This window comes from Geodermatophilus sp. SYSU D00696, from assembly GCF_054050235.1.
The window spans coordinates 128,864-149,780 of record NZ_JBJGYY010000006.1 but is presented as its reverse complement, the minus strand read 5'-3'; the positions used below and the strand labels follow the sequence as shown (position 1 = coordinate 149,780).

Genomic DNA, 20,917 nt, shown 5'->3' with positions numbered 1-20,917 from the left:
CGGGCCCCGGGGTCGGGGGCGGGGTCCGCCCTCACCCCCCGGCGCCCGCCCCCCCCCCCCCCGGGGAGGGAGGACGCCCGACGATCAGGTCACCTGATCCCCGCAACGCCCCGCACACGCGGAAGGGCCCGCAGATCTCGCGATCTGCGGGCCCTCCTCACGTCCTACCGGGGATCAGCCCCGCCAGTCGTACTCCTCGAGGCGCACGGCCTCGCCGGAGCCCGAGCCGAAGACATCGGGGCTGTAGTACTGCCCGTCGTCGTACCCGGCCATCGTGTAGACGGCGGCGCGGGCCTCCTCGGTCGGCTCGACCGTGATGTTCCGGTAGCGGCTGATGCCCGTACCCGCCGGGATCAGCTTGCCGATGATCACGTTCTCCTTGAGGCCGAGCAGGCTGTCGCTCTTGCCCTGGATCGCGGCGTCGGTGAGCACCTTGGTCGTCTCCTGGAAGGAGGCGGCCGACAGCCACGACTCGGTCGCGAGCGAGGCCTTGGTGATGCCCATGAGCACCGGACGGGCCGAGGCCGGCTCGCCGCCCTCGGCGACGACACGGCGGTTCTCGGTCTCGAACAGCGTCCGCTCGACGAGCGCGCCGGGCAGGAACTCCGTGGCGCCCGAGTCGATGATGGTCACCCGCTTGAGCATCTGGCGGATGATCACCTCGATGTGCTTGTCGTGGATCGACACGCCCTGGCTGCGGTAGACCTCCTGGACCTCGCGGACCAGGTGCAGCTGCACCTCGCGCGGGCCCATGATCCGCAGCACCTCGTGCGGGTCCACCGCACCCTCGGTGAGCTGCTCGCCGACCTCGACGTGGGCGCCGTCCTCGACCCGCAGCCGCGACCGGCGCGACAGCTTGTCGTAGACGACCTCGTCGGAGCCGTCGTCCGGGGTGATCGTCAGCTTGCGGAACTGCTCGCCGTCCTCGATCCGGACGTTGCCGGCCAGCTCGGCGATCGGGGCCTTGCCCTTGGGGACACGGGCCTCGAAGAGCTCCACCACACGCGGCAGACCGTGGGTGATGTCCTCACCCGCGACACCACCGGTGTGGAAGGTGCGCATCGTCAGCTGGGTGCCGGGCTCACCGATCGACTGGGCGGCGATGATGCCGACCGCCTCGCCGACGTCGACGAGCTTGCCGGTGGCCAGCGACCGGCCGTAGCAGGTCGCGCAGGTGCCCAGCAGGGACTCGCAGGTCAGGACGCAGCGGACCTTGACCTCGGCGATGCCGGCGTCGACCAGCTCGCCGATGAGCACGTCACCGAGGTCCTGACCGGCCTGCGCGACCAGCGTGCCGTCCTGGGCCGACACGTCGGCGGCCAGCGAGCGGGCGTAGACGCTGGTCTCGACGTGCGCGTCCCGGGTGAGGACGCCGTCGACCACCGTGGCGATCGGCATGATGACGCCGCGCTCGGTGCCGCAGTCCTCCTCGCGGATGATGACGTCCTGGGAGACGTCGACCAGCCGCCGGGTGAGGTACCCGGAGTCCGCGGTCCGCAGGGCGGTGTCGGCCAGGCCCTTGCGCGCACCGTGCGTGGAGATGAAGTACTCCAGCACGGACAGACCCTCCCGGAAGTTGGCCTTGATCGGCCGCGGGATGATCTCACCCTTCGGGTTGGCCACCAGACCGCGCATGCCGGCGATCTGGCTGATCTGCATCATGTTGCCTCGGGCGCCCGAGTTGACCATGACCCAGACCGGGTTGGTGGTCGGGAAGTTGTCCACCATCGCCTGGCTGACCTCGGCCCGCGCGCGGGTCCAGATCTCGATCAGCTCGCCGCGGCGCTCGGCGTCGGTGATGACACCGCGCTCGTACTGCCGCTCGATCTGACGGGCCTCGTTCTCGTGCCGGTCGAGGATCTCCTGCTTGGCCGGCGGGGTCACGACGTCGTCGATGGCGATCGTGACACCCGAGCGGGTGGCCCAGCGGAAGCCGGCCGACTTGAGGGCGTCCAGCGTCGCCGCGACCTGCACCTTGGGGTAGCGCTCGGCGAGGTCGTTGACGATCGCCCCGAGCTCCTTCTTCGGCACCTGGTAGTTGACGAAGCGGTAGTCCTCGGGCAGGGCCTCGTTGAACAGCACGCGGCCCAGGCTGGTCTCGACCAGCGCCGGGGCACCCGGAGCCCAGTCGGCGGGCTGCTCCCACGCCGGGTTGACCTTGCCGTTGTCGACGCCGAACACCTCGTCGAGGCGGATGAACGCACGCTCCTGCAGGCCCAGGGCGCCCTTGTCGAACGCCATGATCGCCTCGGCCGTCGACCCGAAGGCCGCCGGACGGCCACCGTCGGCCTCGTGCCGGCTCGGCACCAGCGTCGTCAGGTGGTACAGGCCGAGCACCATGTCCTGGGTCGGCGCGGTGATCGGGCGACCGTCGGCCGGGCTGAGGATGTTGTTGCTCGACAGCATGAGGATGCGGGCCTCGGCCTGCGCCTCGGCCGACAGCGGCAGGTGCACCGCCATCTGGTCACCGTCGAAGTCCGCGTTGAACGCGGTGCAGACCAGCGGGTGGATCTGGATGGCCTTGCCCTCGACCAGCTGCGGCTCGAAGGCCTGGATGCCCAGGCGGTGCAGCGTCGGCGCCCGGTTCAGCAGGACCGGGTGCTCGGTGATGACCTCCTCGAGCACGTCCCACACCACCGGACGGGCCCGCTCGACCATGCGCTTGGCGGACTTGATGTTCTGCGCGTGGTTGAGGTCGACCAGCCGCTTCATGACGAAGGGCTTGAACAGCTCCAGCGCCATCTGCTTGGGCAGGCCGCACTGGTGCAGCTTCAGCTGCGGGCCGACGACGATGACCGACCGGCCGGAGTAGTCGACGCGCTTGCCGAGCAGGTTCTGCCGGAACCGGCCCTGCTTGCCCTTGAGCAGGTCGCTCAGGGACTTCAGGGGGCGGTTGCCCGGGCCGGTGACCGGCCGGCCGCGGCGGCCGTTGTCGAACAGCGCGTCCACGGACTCCTGCAGCATCCGCTTCTCGTTGTTCACGATGATCTCGGGCGCGCCGAGGTCGAGCAGCCGCTTGAGCCGGTTGTTCCGGTTGATGACCCGGCGGTACAGGTCGTTCATGTCGCTGGTGGCGAAGCGGCCACCGTCGAGCTGCACCATCGGGCGCAGGTCCGGCGGGATGACCGGGACGCAGTCGAGCACCATGCCCATGGGCGAGTTGCGCGTCTGCTGGAACGCCGCGACGACCTTGAGCCGCTTGAGGGCCCGCAGCTTGCGCTGGCCCTTGCCGTTGCGGATGGTGTCGCGGAGCGACGCGGCCTCGGCGTCGAGGTCGAAGTCGGCCAGCAGCTTCTGCAGGGCCGCGGCACCCATGCCGCCCTCGAAGTACTCGCCGAAGCGGTCGCGCAGCTCGCGATAGAGACCCTCGTCGGCGATGAGCTGCTTGACCTCGAGCTTGCGGAAGGTGTCGAGCACCTCCTCGAGGCGGTCGATCTCCCGCTGGGCGCGGTCGCGCAGCTGGCGCATCTCGCGCTCGCCGCCCTCGCGCACCTTGCGGCGGACGTCGGACTTGGCGCCCTCCGCCTCGAGCTCGGCCAGGTCGGCCTCGAGCTTCTGCTGGCGGGCCTCGACGTCGGCGTCGCGCCGGTTCTCGAGGTTGTGCTTCTCCGCGCTGATCTCGGCCTCGATGGTCGGGAGGTCGCGGTGGCGCGCCTCGTCGTCGACCGAGGTGATCAGGTAGGCGGCGAAGTAGATGATCTTCTCGAGGTCCTTGGGCGCCAGGTCGAGCAGGTAGCCCAGGCGCGAGGGGACGCCCTTGAAGAACCAGATGTGGGTGACCGGCGCGGCCAGCTCGATGTGGCCCATCCGCTCGCGGCGGACCTTGGCCCGCGTCACCTCGACGCCGCAGCGCTCACAGATGATGCCCTTGAAGCGGACGCGCTTGTACTTGCCGCAGTAGCACTCCCAGTCCCGCGTGGGACCGAAGATCTTCTCGCAGAAGAGACCGTCCTTCTCCGGACGCAGCGTCCGGTAGTTGATGGTCTCGGGCTTCTTCACCTCACCGTGCGACCACTGGCGGATGTCGTCGCCGGTGGCCAGACCGATGCGGAGCTCGTCGAAGAAGTTGACGTCGAGCACTGAGTGGACCCCTTTCCCGGGGCTCGTTACTGCACTTCTAGCTGTCTGGCTGGGGGGACGCCGGCCGGCCCGTCACACGAAAGGGCCGGCCGGCGGCCGATCACACGTCCTCGACGCTGGAGGGCTCGCGGCGGGACAGGTCGATGCCCAGCTCCTCCGCGGCCCGGAACACCTCGTCGTCGGTGTCGCGCAGCTCGATCGCCTGCCCGTCGCCGGACAGCACCTCGACGTTGAGGCAGAGCGACTGCAGCTCCTTGAGCAACACCTTGAACGACTCGGGGATGCCCGGCTCGGGGATGTTCTCGCCCTTGACGATCGCCTCGTAGACCTTGACGCGGCCGAGGATGTCGTCGGACTTGATGGTCAGCAGCTCCTGCAGCGCGTACGCCGCGCCGTAGGCCTGCATCGCCCAGCACTCCATCTCACCGAAGCGCTGGCCACCGAACTGCGCCTTACCACCCAGCGGCTGCTGCGTGATCATCGAGTAGGGGCCGGTCGACCGGGCGTGGATCTTGTCGTCGACCAGGTGCAGCAGCTTGAGGATGTAGACGTAGCCCACCGAGATCGGCTCGGGGAAGGGCTCCCCGGACCGGCCGTCGAACAGCCGGGCCTTGCCGGTCTCCTGCACCATGCGGTCGCCGTCGCGGTTGGGGACCGTCGAGCCGAGCAGGCCGATGATCTCCTCCTCGCGGGCACCGTCGAAGACCGGCGTCGCGGTCCGGGTGCCCGGGGCGGCCTGCCGCGCCTGCTCGGGCAGGTTGACGGCCCACTCGGGGTCGCCCTCGACCTGCCAGCCGGACTTGGCGATCCACCCGAGGTGGGTCTCCAGCACCTGGCCGACGTTCATCCGGCCCGGGACGCCGAGCGGGTTGAGCACGATGTCGACCGGGGTGCCGTCCTGCAGGAACGGCATGTCCTCCTGCGGCAGGATCTTCGCGATGACGCCCTTGTTGCCGTGGCGGCCGGCGAGCTTGTCGCCGTCGGAGATCTTGCGCATCTGGGCGACGTAGACCCGGATCAGCTCGTTGACGCCGGCGGGCAGCTCGTCGCCGTCCTCGCGGGAGAACACGCGGACGCCGATGACCTTGCCGGACTCACCGTGCTTGACCTTCAGCGACGTGTCGCGGACCTCGCGGGCCTTCTCACCGAAGATCGCCCTCAGCAGCCGCTCCTCGGGGGTCAGCTCGGTCTCGCCCTTGGGCGTGACCTTGCCGACGAGGATGTCGCCGGGGACGACCTCGGCGCCGATGCGGATGATGCCGCGCTCGTCGAGGTCGGCGAGGACCTCCTCGGAGACGTTCGGGATGTCCCGGGTGATCTCCTCGGCACCGAGCTTGGTGTCGCGGGCGTCGACCTCGAACTCCTCGATGTGGATCGAGGACAGGACGTCGTCCTGCACGAGGCGCTGCGACAGGATGATCGCGTCCTCGTAGTTGTGGCCCTCCCACGGCATGAAGGCGACGAGCAGGTTCTTGCCCAGCGCCATCTCACCCTGGTCGGTGCACGGCCCGTCGGCGATGACCTGGCCGACCTCGACCCGCTGACCCTCCTCGACGATCGGGGTCTGGTTGATCGAGGTGCCCTGGTTCGAGCGGCGGAACTTCAGCAGCCGGTAGGTCTGCCGGGTGCCGTCGTCGGCCATGACGGTGACGTAGTCGGCGGTCGAGTCCTCGACGACACCGGCCTTCTCCGCCACGACGACGTCGCCGGCGTCGACGGCGGCACGCAGCTCCATGCCGGTGCCGACCAGCGGCGCCTCGCTGCGCAGGAGCGGGACGGCCTGACGCTGCATGTTCGCGCCCATCAGGGCGCGGTTGGCGTCGTCGTGCTCGAGGAACGGGATCATCGCCGTCGCGACCGAGGTCATCTGCCGCGGCGAGACGTCCATGTAGTCGACCTGCTCGGGCGACAGGTAGTCGACCTCGCCGCCCTTAGTGCGGACCAGGACCCGCTCCTCGGCGAACCGGCCCTGGGCGTCCAGCGGCGAGTTGGCCTGGGCGACGACGAAGCGGTCCTCCTCGTCGGCGGTCAGGTAGTCGATCGTGTCGGTGACGACGCCGTCCCGGACCCGCCGGTAGGGGGTCTCGATGAAGCCGAAGGCGTTGACCCGGCCGTAGGCCGACAGCGAGCCGATCAGGCCGATGTTCGGACCCTCGGGGGTCTCGATCGGGCACATCCGGCCGTAGTGGCTCGGGTGCACGTCGCGGACCTCCATGCCGGCCCGCTCACGGGACAGACCACCCGGACCCAGCGCCGACAGGCGGCGCTTGTGGGTCAGGCCCGCGAGGGGGTTGGTCTGGTCCATGAACTGCGAGAGCTGGCTGGTGCCGAAGAACTCCTTGATGGAGGCGACGACCGGCCGGATGTTGATCAGGGTCTGCGGCGTGATCGCCTCGACGTCCTGGGTCGTCATCCGCTCGCGGACGACGCGCTCCATGCGGGAGAGGCCGACCCGGATCTGGTTCTGGATCAGTTCGCCGACGGTGCGCAGGCGGCGGTTGCCGAAGTGGTCGATGTCGTCGACGCCGTGGTCGGGCTCGCCGGCGTGCAGCCGCACGACGTACTCGATGGTGGCGACGATGTCGTCCTCGGTCAGCGTCAGGGTGCCCTGCGGGACCTCGACGCCGAGCTTCTTGTTGACCTTGTAGCGGCCGACCTTGGCGAGGTCGTAGCGCTTGGGGTTGAAGAAGAGGTTCTCCAGCAGCGCCTGGGCGCTCTCCCGCGTCGGCGGCTCGCCCGGCCGCAGCTTGCGGTAGATGTCGAGCAGCGCCTCGTCCTGCCCGGCGATGTGGTCCTTCTCCAGGGTGGCCAGGACGGTGGGCGACCACTGGAAGTGCTCGCGGATCCGGTCCTCGGTCCAACCCAGCGCCTTGAGCAGCACGGTCACCGGCTGCCGCCGCTTGCGGTCGATGCGGACGCCGACGGTGTCGCGCTTGTCGACGTCGAACTCCAGCCACGCGCCGCGGCTGGGGATGACCTTGGCGCTGAAGACGTCCTTGTCGGAGGTCTTGTCCAGGGTCTTGTCGAAGTAGACGCCGGGGCTGCGGACCAGCTGCGAGACGACGACGCGCTCGGTCCCGTTGATGACGAACGTGCCCTTGTTCGTCATGATCGGGAAGTCGCCCATGAACACCGTCTGGCTCTTGATCTCGCCGGTGGTGTTGTTCATGAACTCCGCGGTGACGAACAGCGGAGCCGCGTAGGTCATGTCCTTGTCCTTGCACTCCTCGAGGGACGCCTTGACGTCCTCGAAGCGCGGGTTGGAGAAGGACAGCGACATCGAGCCGCTGAAGTCCTCGATCGGCGAGATCTCCTCGAGGATCTCGGCCAGACCGCCGACGGCCGAGGCCTGCTCCTCCGGCGAGAGGGTGGCCCGCCACTCGGGGCTGCCGACGAGCCAGTCGAAGGAGGCGGTCTGCAGGGCGAGCAGGTCCGGCACCTCGAGGGGCTCGGAGATCTTCGCGAACGAGACCCGGAGCGGCGCCCCGGGGATCTTCTGCTGGTCGGCCTCACCGGTGCGCGGGCCGGCCGAGGGAGTCTGGTTCTGCTGGCCGTAGCCGCCGGACTCGGTGGTGCTGGGGGAGATGCTGGTGGGGCGAGAGCCTGCCAAGATGCGTCCTTCCAAGGACCTCACGACGTGCGGGCGGTGGGTGCGGGTTCGTCCTGGGTCGTCGTCGGTATCTGCGCGGCTGTCCGCGGCGTCCGGCCCGCGCGGTCGACCAGGCGCCCGGGTGATCCCGGGCACCCCAGGCGACCCGGCTCGGCGGGCAGGCAGTCAGGGGGCAGCGCAACAGAGAACCCTACCCCTGCAGACGCAGGCTGTCCACGTCGGGGGGTGGGGGGCGACCCACGCCACACTCCCGGTAAGGACGGCGTCCGGCTGTCCGGGCGGCGTTCCGCGTCGTCATGATGCCAGCAGGGGGGCCGGTTTGTCTCCGCCACGCCGCCGGATCCCCGTGCGGGGTGCCGGTCGGCCCCCTCCCGCGGACGCGACAGGGGCCGCCCTCCCGGAGGAGAGCGGCCCCTGTGCGGTGCTGCCGGCCGTGGTCACGGCCGGGAGCGGGTCACTTGACGGTGACGGTGGCGCCGGCGCCCTCGAGGGCGGCCTTGGCCTTCTCGGCAGCGTCCTTGGCGACCTTCTCCAGGACCGGCTTCGGCGCGCCGTCGACCAGGTCCTTGGCCTCCTTGAGGCCGAGCGAGGTCAGGCCGCGCACCTCCTTGATGACCTGGATCTTCTTGTCGCCGGCGCTCTCGAGGATGACGTCGAACTCGTCCTGCTCCTCGGCGGCGGGGGCGCCACCGTCGCCGGCACCGCCGGCGGCCGGGGCGGCCGCGACGGCGACCGGGGCAGCAGCGGTGACCTCGAAGGTCTCCTCGAACTGCTTCACGAAGTCGGACAGCTCGAGCAGCGTCATCTCCTTGAACGCGTCGAGCAGCTCCGCGGTGGACAGCTTGGCCATGATCTCTCCTTCTGGGGTCAGTCGGTGCCGGCCGCGGCGTCCGCGGTGTCGGCGGTGTCGGTGGGGGTGTCGGCAGCAGCGGTGTCGGCGGCAGCGGTGTCGGCCGTGGAGTCGCCGCCCTCGGCGGGCTTCTTCTCCTGCAGCGCGGCGGCCAGGCGGGCGACCTGCGACAGCGGGGCCTGGAACAGGCCGGCGGCCTTGGTCAGGTTGCCCTTCATCGCACCAGCCAGCTTGGCCAGCAGCACCTCGCGCGGCTCGACGTCGGCCAGGGCGGTGACCTCGGCGGGGCCGACGGTGCGGCCCTCGACGACGCCGCCCTTGACGACGAGCAGCGGGTTGGCGCGCGCGAAGTCGCGGATGGCCTTGGCGGCCTCGACGACGTCACCCTCGATGAAGGCGATCGCGGTGGGGCCGTTGAGCAGCGGGGCCAGGTCGGGGTGACCGACCTCGTCCGCCGCCCGCTTCGTCAGGGTGTTCTTGACGACGGCGTAGCTGCTGCCCGCACCGAGGGAACGCCGCAGCTGGGTCAGCTGCGACACGGTGAGCCCGCGGTACTCGGTGAGCACGGCCGCGCTGGACTGCTGGAACCGCTCGGTGATCTCGTCGATCACCGCGGCCTTCGCCTGCGTGGGCATGGGCCTCCTCTCGTCTGACGGGCGACCGCTCGTGCGTCGTGCGGGAGCGGGCGATCCGGGCCCGGAGACGAGGAACGCCCCGGCGCAGGGCGCACGGGGCGAGGGACGCGGGCACGGGGCACCGCGTCGATCGAACCGTCCTCCTGCGCGGGCCGCCCGGGGATCCGGGACCTTCGATCGCACGCGGACGTGCGACGACCAGCGGTCGTGGGGGGAACGCCGCCCAGCGTACACGCTGCCCACGGAGCGCCCGTGTCGCCGTCGTCACCCGGGGCAGCCCAGCCCGGTCGAGATCACGCGATCTCGCACACGCCGGCACTCGTCCCCGGTCGAGATCACGGGATCTCGACGCACGTCCCTCGCAGACGCGCGGAGGCCCCGCAGCGCGGGTGCGCTGCGGGGCCTCCTGGCGAGGTGCTGGAACGGCCTCGTCCCGGGTCCCGCCCTGAGCCTGCGAAGGGTGGGGAGGACGAGGTCCTCCCTCAGGCGGTGGGCTCGTCCACCGTCAGGTTGCGGGTGCGGTTCGGGTCGACCGGGATGCCCGGGCCCATCGTGGTGGAGATGGTGACCTTCTTCAGGTACCGGCCCTTGGCCGCGGCCGGCTTGGCGCGCAGCACCTCGTCGAGGGCGGCGGCGTAGTTCTCGACCAGCTTGGCGTCGTCGAAGGAGGTCTTGCCGATCACCAGGTGCAGGTTGGCCTGCTTGTCGACGCGGAAGTTGATCTTCCCGCCCTTGATGTCGGCGACGGCCTTGGTGACGTCGGGGGTCACGGTGCCCGTCTTCGGGTTCGGCATCAGGCCGCGGGGGCCGAGGATGCGGGCGATCCGGCCGACCTTGGCCATCTGGTCGGGCGTGGCGATGGCGGCGTCGAAGTCCAGGAAACCCTCCTGGATGCGCGCGATCAGGTCGTCAGAGCCGACGACGTCGGCGCCGGCGGCCTCGGCCTCGGCGGCCTTGTCACCGGTCGCGAAGACGATGACGCGGGCGGTCTTGCCGGTGCCGTGCGGCAGGTTCACCGTGCCGCGGACCATCTGGTCGGCCTTGCGCGGGTCGACGCCCAGCCGCATGGCCACCTCGACGGTGGCGTCGTAGGAGGTCGGCGAGGTGTCCTTCGCCAGCCCCGCCGCCTGCAGCGGGCTGTAGAGCTTCTCGCGGTCGACCTTGGCCGCCGCCTCGAGGTACTTCTTGCCGTGCTTCGCCATGGTGCGTCCTCTCCCCCGGCCCTGCGGCTCGGGGAGTCGTGTGGTTCACGGGCCTGGCGCGGCCCTCCCACGGTTGCTGTGGTGCTTGTAACGCCATCCGGGACGTGCGTCTTCCAGCGGGGTGCCGGAACGGCCCCGTCGCAGGGCCCCGCCGCGAGCCTGCGAGCGGTGGGGGCGACGGGGTCCTCGATCAACCGGTGACGGTGATGCCCATCGACCGGGCGGTGCCGGCGATGATCTTCTCGGCCTGGTCGAGGTCGTTGGCGTTGAGGTCGGCCATCTTGGTCTGGGCGATCTCGCGGACCTGGTCACGGGTGACCGTGGCGACCTTGGTCTTGTGCGGCTCGCCCGAGCCCTTCTCGACACCGGCGGCCTTGAGCAGCATGCGCGCGGCCGGCGGCGTCTTGGTGACGAAGGTGAACGAGCGGTCCTCGTAGACCGAGATCTCGACCGGGATCACGTTGCCGCGCTGCGACTCCGTGGCGGCGTTGTACGCCTTGCAGAACTCCATGATGTTGACGCCGTGCTGGCCCAGCGCCGGACCCACCGGCGGCGCGGGGGTGGCCGCGCCGGCGTTGATCTGGAGCTTGATGACCGCGGTCAACCGCTTCCTGGGAGGCATGACTTCCTTCTTCGTGAGCGTGGTGCGTGGTGGTGGCTGGAAGGCCCCCTCGCAGGTTCCCACCCTGAGCTCGCGAAGGGTGGGGGGCGAGGGGGTCCTCCGACTAGATCTTGGCGACCTGGGTGAACGAGAGCTCGACCGGCGTCTCCCGGCCGAAGATCGAGACCAGCACCTGCAGCTTCTGCTGCTCGGCGTTGATCTCGTTGATGGTCGCCGGGAGGGTGGCGAACGGGCCGTCCATGACGGTGACCGACTCGCCGATCTCGAAGTCGACGACGGCGGTCGGCGCGGCGGCCGCGGCCGGCGATGCCGTCTCGGCGACCTTGGCCGCCTGCGGCGGGGCGTCGGGGACCAGCAGGTTGACGACCTCGTCGATGCTCAGCGGCGAGGGCCGGGAGGTGGCGCCGACGAAGCCGGTGACGCCGGGGGTGTTGCGGACCGCGCCCCAGGACTCGTCGTTGAGGTCCATCCGGACGAGCAGGTAGCCGGGCAGCTTCTTCCGGTTGACCTGGGTGCGCTTGCCGTTCTTGATCTCGGTGACCTCCTCGGTGGGCACCTCGATCTGGAAGATGTAGTCCTCCATGTCCAGCGACTGGATGCGGGACTCGAGGTTGGTCTTCACCTTGTTCTCGTAGCCCGCGTAGGAGTGGATGACGTACCAGTCGCCGAACTGCGTGCGCAGGGTCCGCTTGAGCGTCTCCCGCGGGTCCTCGTCCTCCGCCTCGGCCTCGGCCAGCGCCTCGGTCACGATCGGGTCGTGGTCGGGGGCCGGCGCGGCCAGCGGGTCGCCGACCAGGCTGTCGCGGCCGCCCCCCTCGACCAGCGGGGTCACGTCGGCCACGCCGGTCGCGGTGTCCTGGTCGGTGGTGTCGGCCGAGCCCTCGGCCGCGCCGGTCTCGCCGGCACCGGTCTCGAGGTCGACGCTGCCGCGCACGTCGATCCGCTCGTCGTCGAGGTCGATGGCCTCGACGTCGCTGTCGGTGTCGAAGGGCTCGCGGGGGTCGGTCACGGGGATCTCTTCCTTCTCGGGTCGGGCGGGCGCGGGGACGGTCAGCCGAAGACGGCGAGCACGCCCTGCGCGAAGAGGACGTCCAGACCCGCGACCAGGGCCACCATGAAGGCCACGAAGAGGATGACGACCGTGGTGTAGGTGATCAGCTCGCGGCGGCCGGGCCAGATGACCTTCCGCAGCTCGGCGACGACCTCGCGGAGGAAGCGGCGCAGGTTGCGGCGCTGCCGGACCTCGTCGGCCCGTGCGCGCTGGGCCGCGGCGCGGGACCGGGTGCCGGCACCCTCCGAGCGGCCGGCCGGGCGGGCGGCGGCGCGCTCACCGGCGGGGCGCCGGGTGCGCGCGGCGGTGGGCTCGTCGTCCGCGTCGTCGTCGGCGGTGATCCGGCCGCCGCGGCGGCGGGCCGGGGCGGGGACGACCTTGTGCTCCTCGGCCTCGGCCTCGGCGGCGATCTCGTCCTCGGCGGCCTCGAGCTCGGCGGCGTCGTCGACGCCCGGGGCCTCCCGGTCGAGCTGCTCGTCGGTCAGCTCGGCGTCCGAGGCGGTGCGGGGGTCCTCCCCGCGGCCCGGCTTCTCGTCGCTCACTGCGCCTCGCTCGCGTCGTGGTGGTGGCCGCTGGTCGCCGGCCGTCTGGTCTCGTACTCCCCGGACCGTGCTGCTCCGGGACGGCGCCGGCCGCGGCCGGCGCTGCCGGGACACGGGGCGGTGCCGGGTCGTGCTGCCCGCCGGCGTCGGCCGGCGGCACGGGCAGGGGTGACAGGACTTGAACCTGCAGCCTGCGGTTTTGGAGACCGCTGCTCTGCCAGTTGAGCTACACCCCTCGGGCCCGGGACCGTGCCGACTCGTGCGTGGTTCCGGGCTCGCCTGGGGCGGCCGGTCCCGCCGGTCGGCGCGCCGTTCCCAGGAGGCCCGGGGCACGCCGGTGACGGGGTCGATCGCCCCAGGGTTGCCAGTGTACGGGACCGCGGGACCGGTCCGTGACCGCGCTCCGGAGACGTGCCCCGGCGGGGCGATGGGTCCTTCCCACAGCCGCCTGCCCCTGGCGGCTGAGCGCCCCCGGCACCGGCCCCTCCGGCAGGATGGGCACATGACCGCCGCCTCCCCGTCGGGGACCGCTGCCCTCTCCCCCGCCGACCGCCGCGTGTCGCGGCGGATCGCGGCCATCACCGAGTCCGCGACGCTCGCGGTCGACGCCAAGGCCAAGGCGCTCAAGGCGGCGGGCAAGCCGGTCATCGGCTTCGGCGCCGGCGAACCGGACTTCCCGACGCCGGACTACGTGGTCGAGGCCGCGGTCGCCGCCTGCCGCCAGCCGGCGATGCACCGCTACACCCCGGCCGGGGGGCTGCCGGTCCTCAAGGAGGCCATCGTCGCCAAGACCGCGCGCGACTCGGGGCTGGCCGTCACCCCGGCGCAGGTGCTGGTCACCAACGGCGGCAAGCAGGCCGTCTACGAGGCCTTCGCCGCGATGCTCGACCCGGGGGACGAGGTGCTCGTGCCCGCGCCGTACTGGACCACCTACCCCGAGGCGATCCGGCTGGCCGGCGGGGTGCCGGTGCCCGTGGTCGCCGACGAGGAGAGCGGCTACCTGGTGTCGGTGGACCAGCTCGAGGCCGCCCGCACCGCGCGCACCAAGGTGCTGCTGTTCGTCTCGCCGTCCAACCCGACCGGTGCGGTGTACCCGCCCGACCAGGTCGAGGCCATCGGCCGCTGGGCCCTGGAGGCCGGGCTGTGGGTGCTCACCGACGAGATCTACGAGCACCTGACCTACGGCGGGGTGACGGCGCCGTCGATGCCGGTGGTGGTGCCCGAGCTGGCCGACCGCTGCGTGGTCGTCAACGGGGTGGCGAAGACCTACGCCATGACCGGCTGGCGGGTGGGCTGGATGGTCGGCCCGGCCGACGTCGTCAAGGCCGCCACCAACCTGCAGTCGCACGCGACGTCGAACGTCGCGAACGTGTCCCAGGCCGCCGCGGTGGCCGCGCTCACCGGCGACCTGTCGGCGGTGCAGGAGATGCGGACGGCGTTCGACCGGCGCCGGAAGACCATCGTGTCGATGCTGCGCGAGATCCCCGGGGTCGCCTGCCCCGAGCCACAGGGCGCCTTCTACGTCTACCCCTCGGTCAAGACGCTGCTCGGGCGGCCGATCAACGGCCGGACGGCGTCGTCGAGCGTCGAGCTGGCCGAGATCGTCCTCGAGGAGGCCGAGGTCGCCGTGGTCCCCGGCGAGGCGTTCGGCACGCCGGGCTACCTGCGGATGTCCTACGCCCTGGGCGACGACGACCTGGTCGAGGGGGTCGGCCGGCTGCAGCGGCTCCTCGGGTCCGCCGGCTGACGACGCCTCAGTCCGGGAGGTCGTCCTCGTCGAGGGCACCGGCTGCCACCAGCACGTCGACGGCGGCCGGCAGGTCGGCGAGGGCGGCCGCGACGTCCTCGGGCGTGGCGATGGTCCATGCGTTGAGCTGCGCGTAGCAGCGCAGCGCGGCGTCGAAGGGCCCGGCGCCGGCGGCCTCGCGGGCGGCGAGCAGCGCGGCCGCGCCCTTGCCGTAGACGGCGTCGAAGTACTCGGCGGTCCCCGGGAACTCGTCCATCGCGGCACCGACGTCCCCGGGGGCGGCCAGCGCGCGGTCCACGGCCTCGTCCGCCACCTGCCCGTCGACGCTCTCGGCGTAGGTGGCGAACGCCTCGTCCAGCCACGGGTCGCGGAACTGCGAGCCGCCGACCATCCCGTAGAACCACATGTGCGCGACCTCGTGCTCGAGCACCGAGCGGTCGGCCCCGGCCATGAGGATCGAGCTCGGGTACTCGATGCCGCCGCCCTCGATCGGCAGCAGCGGCACGGTGAGCGTCGCGTAGGGGAAGGCGCCGAACCGGTCGGCGAGGGCGGTGACGGCCTCGCCGGTCCAGTCGGCGAGCTCGCCGGGGCCGACGTCGGCGCCGTCGAGGACCCCGGTGGTGACCTCCACCCCGCCGGCCGTCGTGAGGGCGGCGGTGCGGAAGGGGCCGACGGCGACGCTGACGTCGCGGGCCACCGGCTCGCGGGAGGTCCAGGTGCGCCGGCCACCGTCGGCCGCGGAGGGCTCCTGCTGCGCGCCGGTCATGAGCACCGTCAGCTCCTCGGACGCGTCGACGGTGACCGTGGTGTCGGCGACCGGGCTGGTCGCCGTCTCGCCGAGGATCCCGACGAACGGGTCGCGCGCCCAGCCCACGCCGGGCTCCCAGGCCAGCAGTGGGAAGCCACTGGCCCACCAGGCGGTGCCGTCGGTGGTGCCGAGGCGCTCGAAGCCGCCCTCCCCCAGCGACAGCGTGAAGTCCAGCTCCACCTCGGTGGCCTCGCCGGCCTCGAGCTCGCCGTCGAGCTGGAGCACGTAGAGCCCGCCGGGGCCCTCCGCGCCGTCGTCCTCGTACCCGGCCTGGTCGACGTCGTCGCCACGGACGTCGTCGACGGTGATCCGGTTGCCGAGCTGCGCCGCGCCCGGGCCGTTGGGCACCAGCCGGAAGACCAGCTCGTCGGTGGCGACGTCCGGGGTGAAGACGACGGTCTCGGTGCCGGTGACCGTGCGCAGGTCGGCCGAGAGCCGGAACTGCAGGTCGACGACGGGGCGGTCGGGGTCGGGCTCGGCGCGCTCGGCCGGGCAGCGGGCACCGTCGTCGTCGGCCCCGCCGTCCCCGCCGCCGTCCCCGGGCTCGGCCGACGGTGCGGTGGACGCCGGGGCCTCCTGCGCGGTGAGCGTCTCGGTGAAGGAGGTGCAGCCGCACAGCAGCAGGACCGCCGCGGCCAGCGCCCCCCGCCGGAGGGTCATGCCAGGGCGACGGTGGCGCGGGCCAGCGAGAGGACCTTCTCGCCGCCGCTGGTGACCGTGAGGTCGACGCGGACCCGCCCGCCGTCGAGGACCGCGCCGACCCGGCCGCGCACGGTGACCTCGGCGCCGGTGTCGTCGTCGGGGACGACGACCGGCCGGCCGAAGCGGACCTGGTACTCGACGACGGCGGCGGGGTCGCCGGCCCAGTCGGTCACCGCGCGGGCGGCCAGGCCCATGGTGAGCATGCCGTGGGCGATGACGCCGGGGAGCCCGACGCCCGTGGCGACGCGGTCGCTCCAGTGGATCGGGTTGAGGTCGCCGGAGGCGCCGGCGTAGCGGACGAGGTCCGCACGGGTCACCCGGTGGGTCTGCTCGGGCAGCTCGAGGCCGACGGCGACGTCCGCGGCGCGCACGCGGGCGGTCACGCCGTCCCCCGGGCCACGAGCATCGAGGTGGCGGTGCAGACGGCCTCGCCGTCCTCGGTGGCGACGTCGACCCGGGTGGTCAGCAGGTCGTTGCCGGCCACGCTGCGCACCGCCTCGATCGTGGTGGTGCTCACCAGCCGGTCGCCGGCCCGGATCGGGCGGTGGTGGGTGAAGCGCTGCTCACCGTGCACCACCCGGCTGTAGTCGAGGGCCACGTCCGGGTCGGCCAGCACGACGTCGGCCGCGCCGAGGGTGACCACGATGGCGAAGGTGGGCGGGGCGACGACGTCGGGGTGGCCCAGCGCCCGCGCGGCCTCGGGATCGGTGTGCGCCGGGTCGGTCGCCCCGACCGCGGCGGCGAACTCGGCGACCTTCGCGCGGCCGACCTCGTAGACGGCGGAGGGCGGGTAGCTGCGCCCGACCAGTCCTGCGTCCAGCGCCACTCCCGCCCTCCCTGCTCCGTCGCGGACCGGCGTCAGCGGGTCTCGCGGTGGACGGTGTGCCGCTTGTCCTTGGGGCAGTACTTCTTCAGCTCGAGCCGGTCGGGGTCGTTGCGCCGGTTCTTGCGGGTGATGTAGTTGCGGTTCTTGCACTCCTGGCAGGCCAGGGTGATCTTCGGACGGACGTCGGTGGCTGCCATGGAGGCTCTCCTAGCCTTGTGCGGACCGGCCCGCCACGGGCCGGGGGACCGTGCCGGCGGGTGCCGACACGGCGACGGACCCCGGGGGCCCGGGGTCCGTCTGGAGTAGCGGTGACCGGATTTGAACCGGTGACACAGCGATTATGAGCCGCTTGCTCTGCCTGGCTGAGCTACACCGCCGGGAAGACCGCGCGGCCCGGTCTCACGACTGGACCGGTGGGTCGGAGCCCCTTTACGGAATCGAACCGTAGACCTTCTCCTTACCATGGAGACGCTCTGCCGACTGAGCTAAAGGGGCGTGCTCGAGGAGCCGTCGAGGACTATACCCGACGCCCTCCGGCCTCCCCGCGGGGGGCAGGGAGGCCTGCCTCACGCGCGGACGAACAGCCGGCGGTGCTGGGCCCCGGGGGCCGCCGAGCGCACGCCCGTGCGGGCCAGCAGCCAGCTCTCCAGCCGCTCGTCGGGCAGCGGCCGGCTGACCAGGAAGCCCTGCAGCTTGTCGCAGCCCATCTCGGTGAGCAGCTTGCGGGTGAGCTCGTCCTCGACGCCCTCGGCGACGACCCGCAGGCCCAGGTTGTGCGCCAGCTCGATGATCGACCGGGCGATGAACGACTCGCCCTGGCTGGTGGACATGCCCAGCACGAAGGACTTGTCGATCTTCACCTCGTCGATGGGCAGCTGCCGCAGCTGCGACAGCGACGAGTAGCCGGTGCCGAAGTCGTCCATCGACAGCCGCAGGCCCAGCGCGTGCAGCTCGGCGAGGACGGTGCTGGAGCGCACCGAGTCGTCGACCACGCTGCCCTCGGTGAGCTCGAGGATGAGCAGCTCGCCGGGGACCCCGTGCCGACGCAGCGCCCGCTGCACCCGCTCGACCAGGTCGGGCTCGGCCAGGCAGCGCGCCGAGAGGTTCACCGCGACCGACAGGCCGATGTCCTGGTCCAGCCACCGGCGGCAGCGGGCCAGCGCCAGGTCGAGCACGTGGTCGGTGAGCGCGCCGATGCGGCCGATCTGCTCGGCGAGGTGGATGAAGTCGTCGGGCGGGATGGCACCGAAGCGCGGGTGGGCCCAGCGCACCAGCGTCTCCACCGAGACGATGTCGGAGGTGCGGGCGTCGATGATCGGCTGGAAGACCACGCTGATCTGGCCGTCGGTCATCGCCTGCTCGAGCTCGGTGCCCAGCTGCAGGCGGCGCAGGCTCTGCTGGTCGAGGACCTGGTGGTAGCTGGCCACGCCGGAGCTGTCGGTGGCGGCGAGCAGGGCGACGTCGGCCCGCTGCATGAGGGAGCCCGCGTCGGTGCCGTGCACGGGCGCGGCGGCGACGCCGATGGTCAGCGTGACCTCGAGGTCCAGGCCGGCGACGCGGGCGCGGGTGGAGGTCGCCTCGCGCAGCCGGCGCGCGGCGCGCTCGCTGGCGGCCAGGGACAGGCCCGGCAGCAGCACGGCGAACTGCCCGCCCTCCATGCGGGCCACCAGGGCGTCCGGCGGCGCGTGCTCCCGCAGCAGCCCGGCGGTCACCAGCAGCAGCTCGTCGGCGGCGGCGTGGCCGAGGGTGTCGACGATCTCGGTGTGGTTGTCCAGGGCGGCGAGCACCAGCCCCGCGCGGGCGCCGACCGGGTCGGCCGTCAGCAACTGGTCGATCTCGGCGGCCAGCCGCTGCCGGTTGGGCAGGCCGGTGAGGCGGTCGTGGTCGGCGTCGTAGCGGATCTGGGTCAGCAGCTGCTGCTGGCGGATCGCGGCGTTGACGTGGGTCAGCATCGAGTCCAGCGCGGAGCGGTCGCTGCCGGAGAAGGACACGACGTCGCTGCGCCGGTCGCACACCTCGAGGTAGCCCGGTTCGCCGGCCGCGGTCGCCACCGGGGCACCGAGGACCTCCTGGGCGCCGCGGCGGGCCAGGGCGGCGGTCTCGGCCGCGGTCGCCCGGGCCGCGGTCACCAGCACCGGCTCCGACGAGCCGGGCGTCAGGGCCCGCTGGCGGAGCACGTCCTCGGGGTCGGCGGGCCCGTCGTACCACGTGACGCCGCCGTCGCCGGCCACGACGAGGCGAGGCGCCTCGTCGAGGTAGGGCGGCAGCCACAGCGCGACCTTGTCCGCGTTGAGCAGCTCCTTGACCGCCTCGGCGATGCGCCGCGGGCCGTCCTCGTCCGAGGAGATCTGCTCGATCCGGCGAGCGAACTCGTACACGCGCTCGAGGCTGGCGCTCTCGCGCGCGACTCCGGCAAACCGGCGGAAGAGCACGACGACCGCGAGGACGACGGGGATGATCAGCACCCACGCCCACGGACTGGCGTCCACGAGCAGGACGGCGACCAGCCCGGCGGCGACCGCGAGCGGACCGACGACACCGATGGGCACGAGCAGTTCGGTCCACAGGCCGTGACCGGGATAGCCCCCGGTCACCGTGATCGCGAGGGCGACGAGGACAGCGCCGGCCACGTCAGCTGCGGCCACTGCGAGCAGGAGGGCCAGCCACGTCTGCGGGTCGCCGGCGTCACCGGTGGACAGGGCCGAGTAGACCAGGGCCGCGACAGCGGTCTCGGTCACGGCACTGGCCACGTTGAAGACCGACTTGGCCAGGCTGTAGCGCTGACCGGTCAGCACGACACCGAGCGCGGCCACCCGGGCCAGCGCAGCCCAGGGGCCACCGATCGTGACCAGTGCCACCGTCAGCGCGAGCTCGTTGACCGACCACTCGAAGGTCTGCCGTCGGAACTCCAATTGCAGCGGGAAGGTCTCGGTCACCAGGAACGCGGCGGTGACCACGAGGACCATCCACCCGGGAAAGGCCTCGGACCTCGGCAACAGCACGAGGACGAATGCGAGGACGGCGACCACCGCCGCCGGGACCGCGGGCCCCCAGGGTCCCTGGAGCGACGATCGCATGCGCGATGGCGCAGGGAGGGACTCTTCGGCCACGGCGACCTGGTTCTGCGAGGGGACGAGTGAGGGCTGACGCTAACAGCGGACCATCCCACACAGCAGGGACAGCAGAACGGCCTCACTCGCACGGGGTGGGCGACCGAGTCGATCGCCCACCCCGGAGGACGGCTCGGAGCCGTCCTCCTTCAGGACGTCAGCGTCCCCAGCGAGCGCCCCGGCCCCAACGGGCACCGCGACCCCACCGCGCACCCCGACCCCAACGCGCACCGCGCTCGTTCATGACGCCTCCTCAGGCATGGAAAGGACAGCTTGGGACTGCGGGCTGTCACCCAGGCGCGGGGGCAGAGCGTCGTTCGTGTACGGACCGCGCCCGGAACCCTGCTGCCCGCCACTCGGGCGAGGCAAGCACGCAGGATCACGATGGAGTGACGAACCGTTATGTCGCCACCGTGAGTCACTGTGAGTAAGCAATCCGTCACCGAAACGAGTGAACGGAGTGTCTCATGAGACGGATCCTCCTGGACAGAGCCGCTGCGCGGGAGGCAGGGGGTCCTACGCTGCGCGACGTGCGGACGGCGGACGAGCGGGCGACGGGGACCTGCCCGGAGCGCGGCTCCGCGCTGCCCTTCGTGCTGGTCTGCTGGCTGGTGGCCGCGTTCATGGCGCTCGGGGCGGTCGCGGCCTCCGACGCCTTCCTCGAGCAGCAGGACCTGCAGGCGGCCTGCGACGGCGCGGCACTGGCCGCGGCCAACCGGGCCGACGAGGAGCGGGTCTACGCCGCGGGCGTGGGCGCAGCCCTGCCGCTGACCACCGAGACCGCCCGCGCCGCCGTCGCCGACCACCTCGCCGACGGCGGGACCGCCCTCGACACCTGGTCGGCCGAGACCGACGGCACCGAGGTGACCGTCCGCTGCGCGCGCTCGGTGGACATCGCCTTCGGCTGGCTGTTCCTCGGCGGCCGGCCGCTGCAGGTCGACGCCGTCGCCGGAGCGCGGGCGCCGACGCTGGGCTGAGACCGGGCCGGCCCGGACGCACAGCGGCCCCCGACCTGCCGGTCGGGGGCCGCTGTCCGTGGGTGTGGCGGGTGAAGGATTCGAACCTTCGTAGGCTAAGCCGACGGATTTACAGTCCGCTCCCATTGGCCACTCGGGCAACCCGCCGTGGTGCC

At 72.0% G+C, this 20,917-nt stretch carries 15 protein-coding genes and 4 tRNA genes; 2 read left to right on the top strand and 17 right to left on the bottom strand.

What is annotated here, in order from left to right:
• Positions 1-174: 174 nt before the first annotated feature.
• The 9 genes from ACI79O_RS06295 to ACI79O_RS06255 form a co-directional block, all read right to left on the bottom strand.
• Entirely contained in the window at positions 175-4,080 is a 3,906-nt protein-coding gene (locus ACI79O_RS06295) for a DNA-directed RNA polymerase subunit beta' (RefSeq protein ID WP_456888787.1), read from the bottom strand.
• Between the two features lie 100 nt (positions 4,081-4,180).
• Complete coding sequence (rpoB, locus tag ACI79O_RS06290) at positions 4,181-7,690, bottom strand: DNA-directed RNA polymerase subunit beta (RefSeq protein WP_456888786.1); 3,510 nt, start codon at positions 7,688-7,690, stop codon at positions 4,181-4,183.
• 454 nt (positions 7,691-8,144) lie between these two features.
• A complete protein-coding gene (gene rplL / locus ACI79O_RS06285) occupies positions 8,145-8,540 on the bottom strand; it encodes a 50S ribosomal protein L7/L12 (RefSeq protein ID WP_456548759.1) in 396 nt (131 codons plus the stop codon).
• 17 nt (positions 8,541-8,557) lie between these two features.
• Positions 8,558-9,175, bottom strand: a complete 618-nt coding sequence (rplJ, locus tag ACI79O_RS06280) for a 50S ribosomal protein L10 (RefSeq protein ID WP_456913592.1) — start codon at positions 9,173-9,175, stop codon at positions 8,558-8,560.
• 482 nt (positions 9,176-9,657) lie between these two features.
• Complete coding sequence (rplA, locus tag ACI79O_RS06275) at positions 9,658-10,377, bottom strand: 50S ribosomal protein L1 (RefSeq protein ID WP_456888782.1); 720 nt, start codon at positions 10,375-10,377, stop codon at positions 9,658-9,660.
• 190 nt (positions 10,378-10,567) lie between these two features.
• Entirely contained in the window at positions 10,568-10,999 is a 432-nt protein-coding gene (gene rplK / locus ACI79O_RS06270; protein ID WP_456540959.1) for a 50S ribosomal protein L11, read from the bottom strand.
• A 103-nt stretch (positions 11,000-11,102) separates the two neighbouring features.
• Positions 11,103-12,008 carry a transcription termination/antitermination protein NusG gene (gene nusG / locus ACI79O_RS06265; RefSeq protein ID WP_456888780.1) on the bottom strand — a complete coding sequence of 302 codons (906 nt, stop codon included), beginning with the start codon at positions 12,006-12,008 and terminating at the stop codon, positions 11,103-11,105.
• Positions 12,009-12,049: 41 nt separating this feature from the next.
• Entirely contained in the window at positions 12,050-12,592 is a 543-nt protein-coding gene (gene secE, locus ACI79O_RS06260; protein ID WP_456888778.1) for a preprotein translocase subunit SecE, read from the bottom strand.
• A 163-nt stretch (positions 12,593-12,755) separates the two neighbouring features.
• Positions 12,756-12,828, bottom strand: a tRNA-Trp gene (locus ACI79O_RS06255).
• A 266-nt stretch (positions 12,829-13,094) separates the two neighbouring features.
• Here ACI79O_RS06255 and ACI79O_RS06250 point away from each other — a divergent pair.
• Positions 13,095-14,339 carry a pyridoxal phosphate-dependent aminotransferase gene (locus ACI79O_RS06250; protein WP_456913591.1) on the top strand — a complete coding sequence of 415 codons (1,245 nt, stop codon included), beginning with the start codon at positions 13,095-13,097 and terminating at the stop codon, positions 14,337-14,339.
• 7 nt (positions 14,340-14,346) lie between these two features.
• Here the strand turns inward: ACI79O_RS06250 and ACI79O_RS06245 are convergent, their stop codons facing one another.
• The 7 genes from ACI79O_RS06245 to ACI79O_RS06215 form a co-directional block, all read right to left on the bottom strand.
• Positions 14,347-15,807, bottom strand: coding sequence for a M1 family aminopeptidase (locus tag ACI79O_RS06245; RefSeq protein WP_456913590.1), 1,461 nt, complete (start codon positions 15,805-15,807; stop codon positions 14,347-14,349).
• Positions 15,804-16,232: a MaoC/PaaZ C-terminal domain-containing protein gene (locus ACI79O_RS06240; protein ID WP_456888772.1), complete on the bottom strand. Its 429-nt coding sequence runs from the start codon at positions 16,230-16,232 to the stop codon at positions 15,804-15,806. Before ACI79O_RS06240 ends, ACI79O_RS06245 begins: the two co-directional genes overlap by 4 nt.
• Positions 16,229-16,675 (bottom strand): FAS1-like dehydratase domain-containing protein, encoded by a 447-nt coding sequence (locus ACI79O_RS06235; RefSeq protein ID WP_456874321.1) that lies wholly within the window; start codon positions 16,673-16,675, stop codon positions 16,229-16,231. The genes ACI79O_RS06240 and ACI79O_RS06235 overlap by 4 nt, the downstream gene beginning before the upstream one ends.
• A 32-nt stretch (positions 16,676-16,707) precedes the next feature.
• Entirely contained in the window at positions 16,708-16,872 is a 165-nt protein-coding gene (rpmG, locus tag ACI79O_RS06230) for a 50S ribosomal protein L33 (RefSeq protein ID WP_073421301.1), read from the bottom strand.
• A 106-nt stretch (positions 16,873-16,978) separates the two neighbouring features.
• Positions 16,979-17,052: transfer RNA gene (locus ACI79O_RS06225), tRNA-Met, on the bottom strand.
• 45 nt (positions 17,053-17,097) lie between these two features.
• Positions 17,098-17,170, bottom strand: a tRNA-Thr gene (locus ACI79O_RS06220).
• A 71-nt stretch (positions 17,171-17,241) separates the two neighbouring features.
• Positions 17,242-19,677 (bottom strand): putative bifunctional diguanylate cyclase/phosphodiesterase, encoded by a 2,436-nt coding sequence (locus ACI79O_RS06215; RefSeq protein WP_456888769.1) that lies wholly within the window; start codon positions 19,675-19,677, stop codon positions 17,242-17,244.
• Positions 19,678-20,315: 638 nt separating this feature from the next.
• On the opposite strand from ACI79O_RS06215, the gene ACI79O_RS06210 reads away from it, so the two are divergent.
• Positions 20,316-20,762, top strand: a complete 447-nt coding sequence (locus ACI79O_RS06210; RefSeq protein WP_456888766.1) for a pilus assembly protein TadG-related protein — start codon at positions 20,316-20,318, stop codon at positions 20,760-20,762.
• 65 nt (positions 20,763-20,827) lie between these two features.
• Here ACI79O_RS06210 and ACI79O_RS06205 read toward each other — a convergent pair.
• Positions 20,828-20,909: transfer RNA gene (locus ACI79O_RS06205), tRNA-Tyr, on the bottom strand.
• Between the last annotated feature and the right edge of the window lie 8 nt (positions 20,910-20,917).

Excerpts from the sequence above, each read along its gene's own strand:
- rplA (WP_456888782.1), bottom strand. The coding sequence starts at position 10,377 with ATGGCGAAGCACGGCAAGAAGTACCTCGAGGCGGCGGCCAAGGTCGAC.
- rplL (WP_456548759.1), bottom strand. The coding sequence starts at position 8,540 with ATGGCCAAGCTGTCCACCGCGGAGCTGCTCGACGCGTTCAAGGAGATG.
- rplK (WP_456540959.1), bottom strand. The coding sequence starts at position 10,999 with ATGCCTCCCAGGAAGCGGTTGACCGCGGTCATCAAGCTCCAGATCAAC.
- ACI79O_RS06245 (WP_456913590.1), bottom strand. The coding sequence starts at position 15,807 with ATGACCCTCCGGCGGGGGGCGCTGGCCGCGGCGGTCCTGCTGCTGTGC.
- rpmG (WP_073421301.1), bottom strand. The coding sequence starts at position 16,872 with ATGGCAGCCACCGACGTCCGTCCGAAGATCACCCTGGCCTGCCAGGAG.
- rplJ (WP_456913592.1), bottom strand. The coding sequence starts at position 9,175 with ATGCCCACGCAGGCGAAGGCCGCGGTGATCGACGAGATCACCGAGCGG.
- ACI79O_RS06250 (WP_456913591.1), top strand. The coding sequence starts at position 13,095 with ATGACCGCCGCCTCCCCGTCGGGGACCGCTGCCCTCTCCCCCGCCGAC.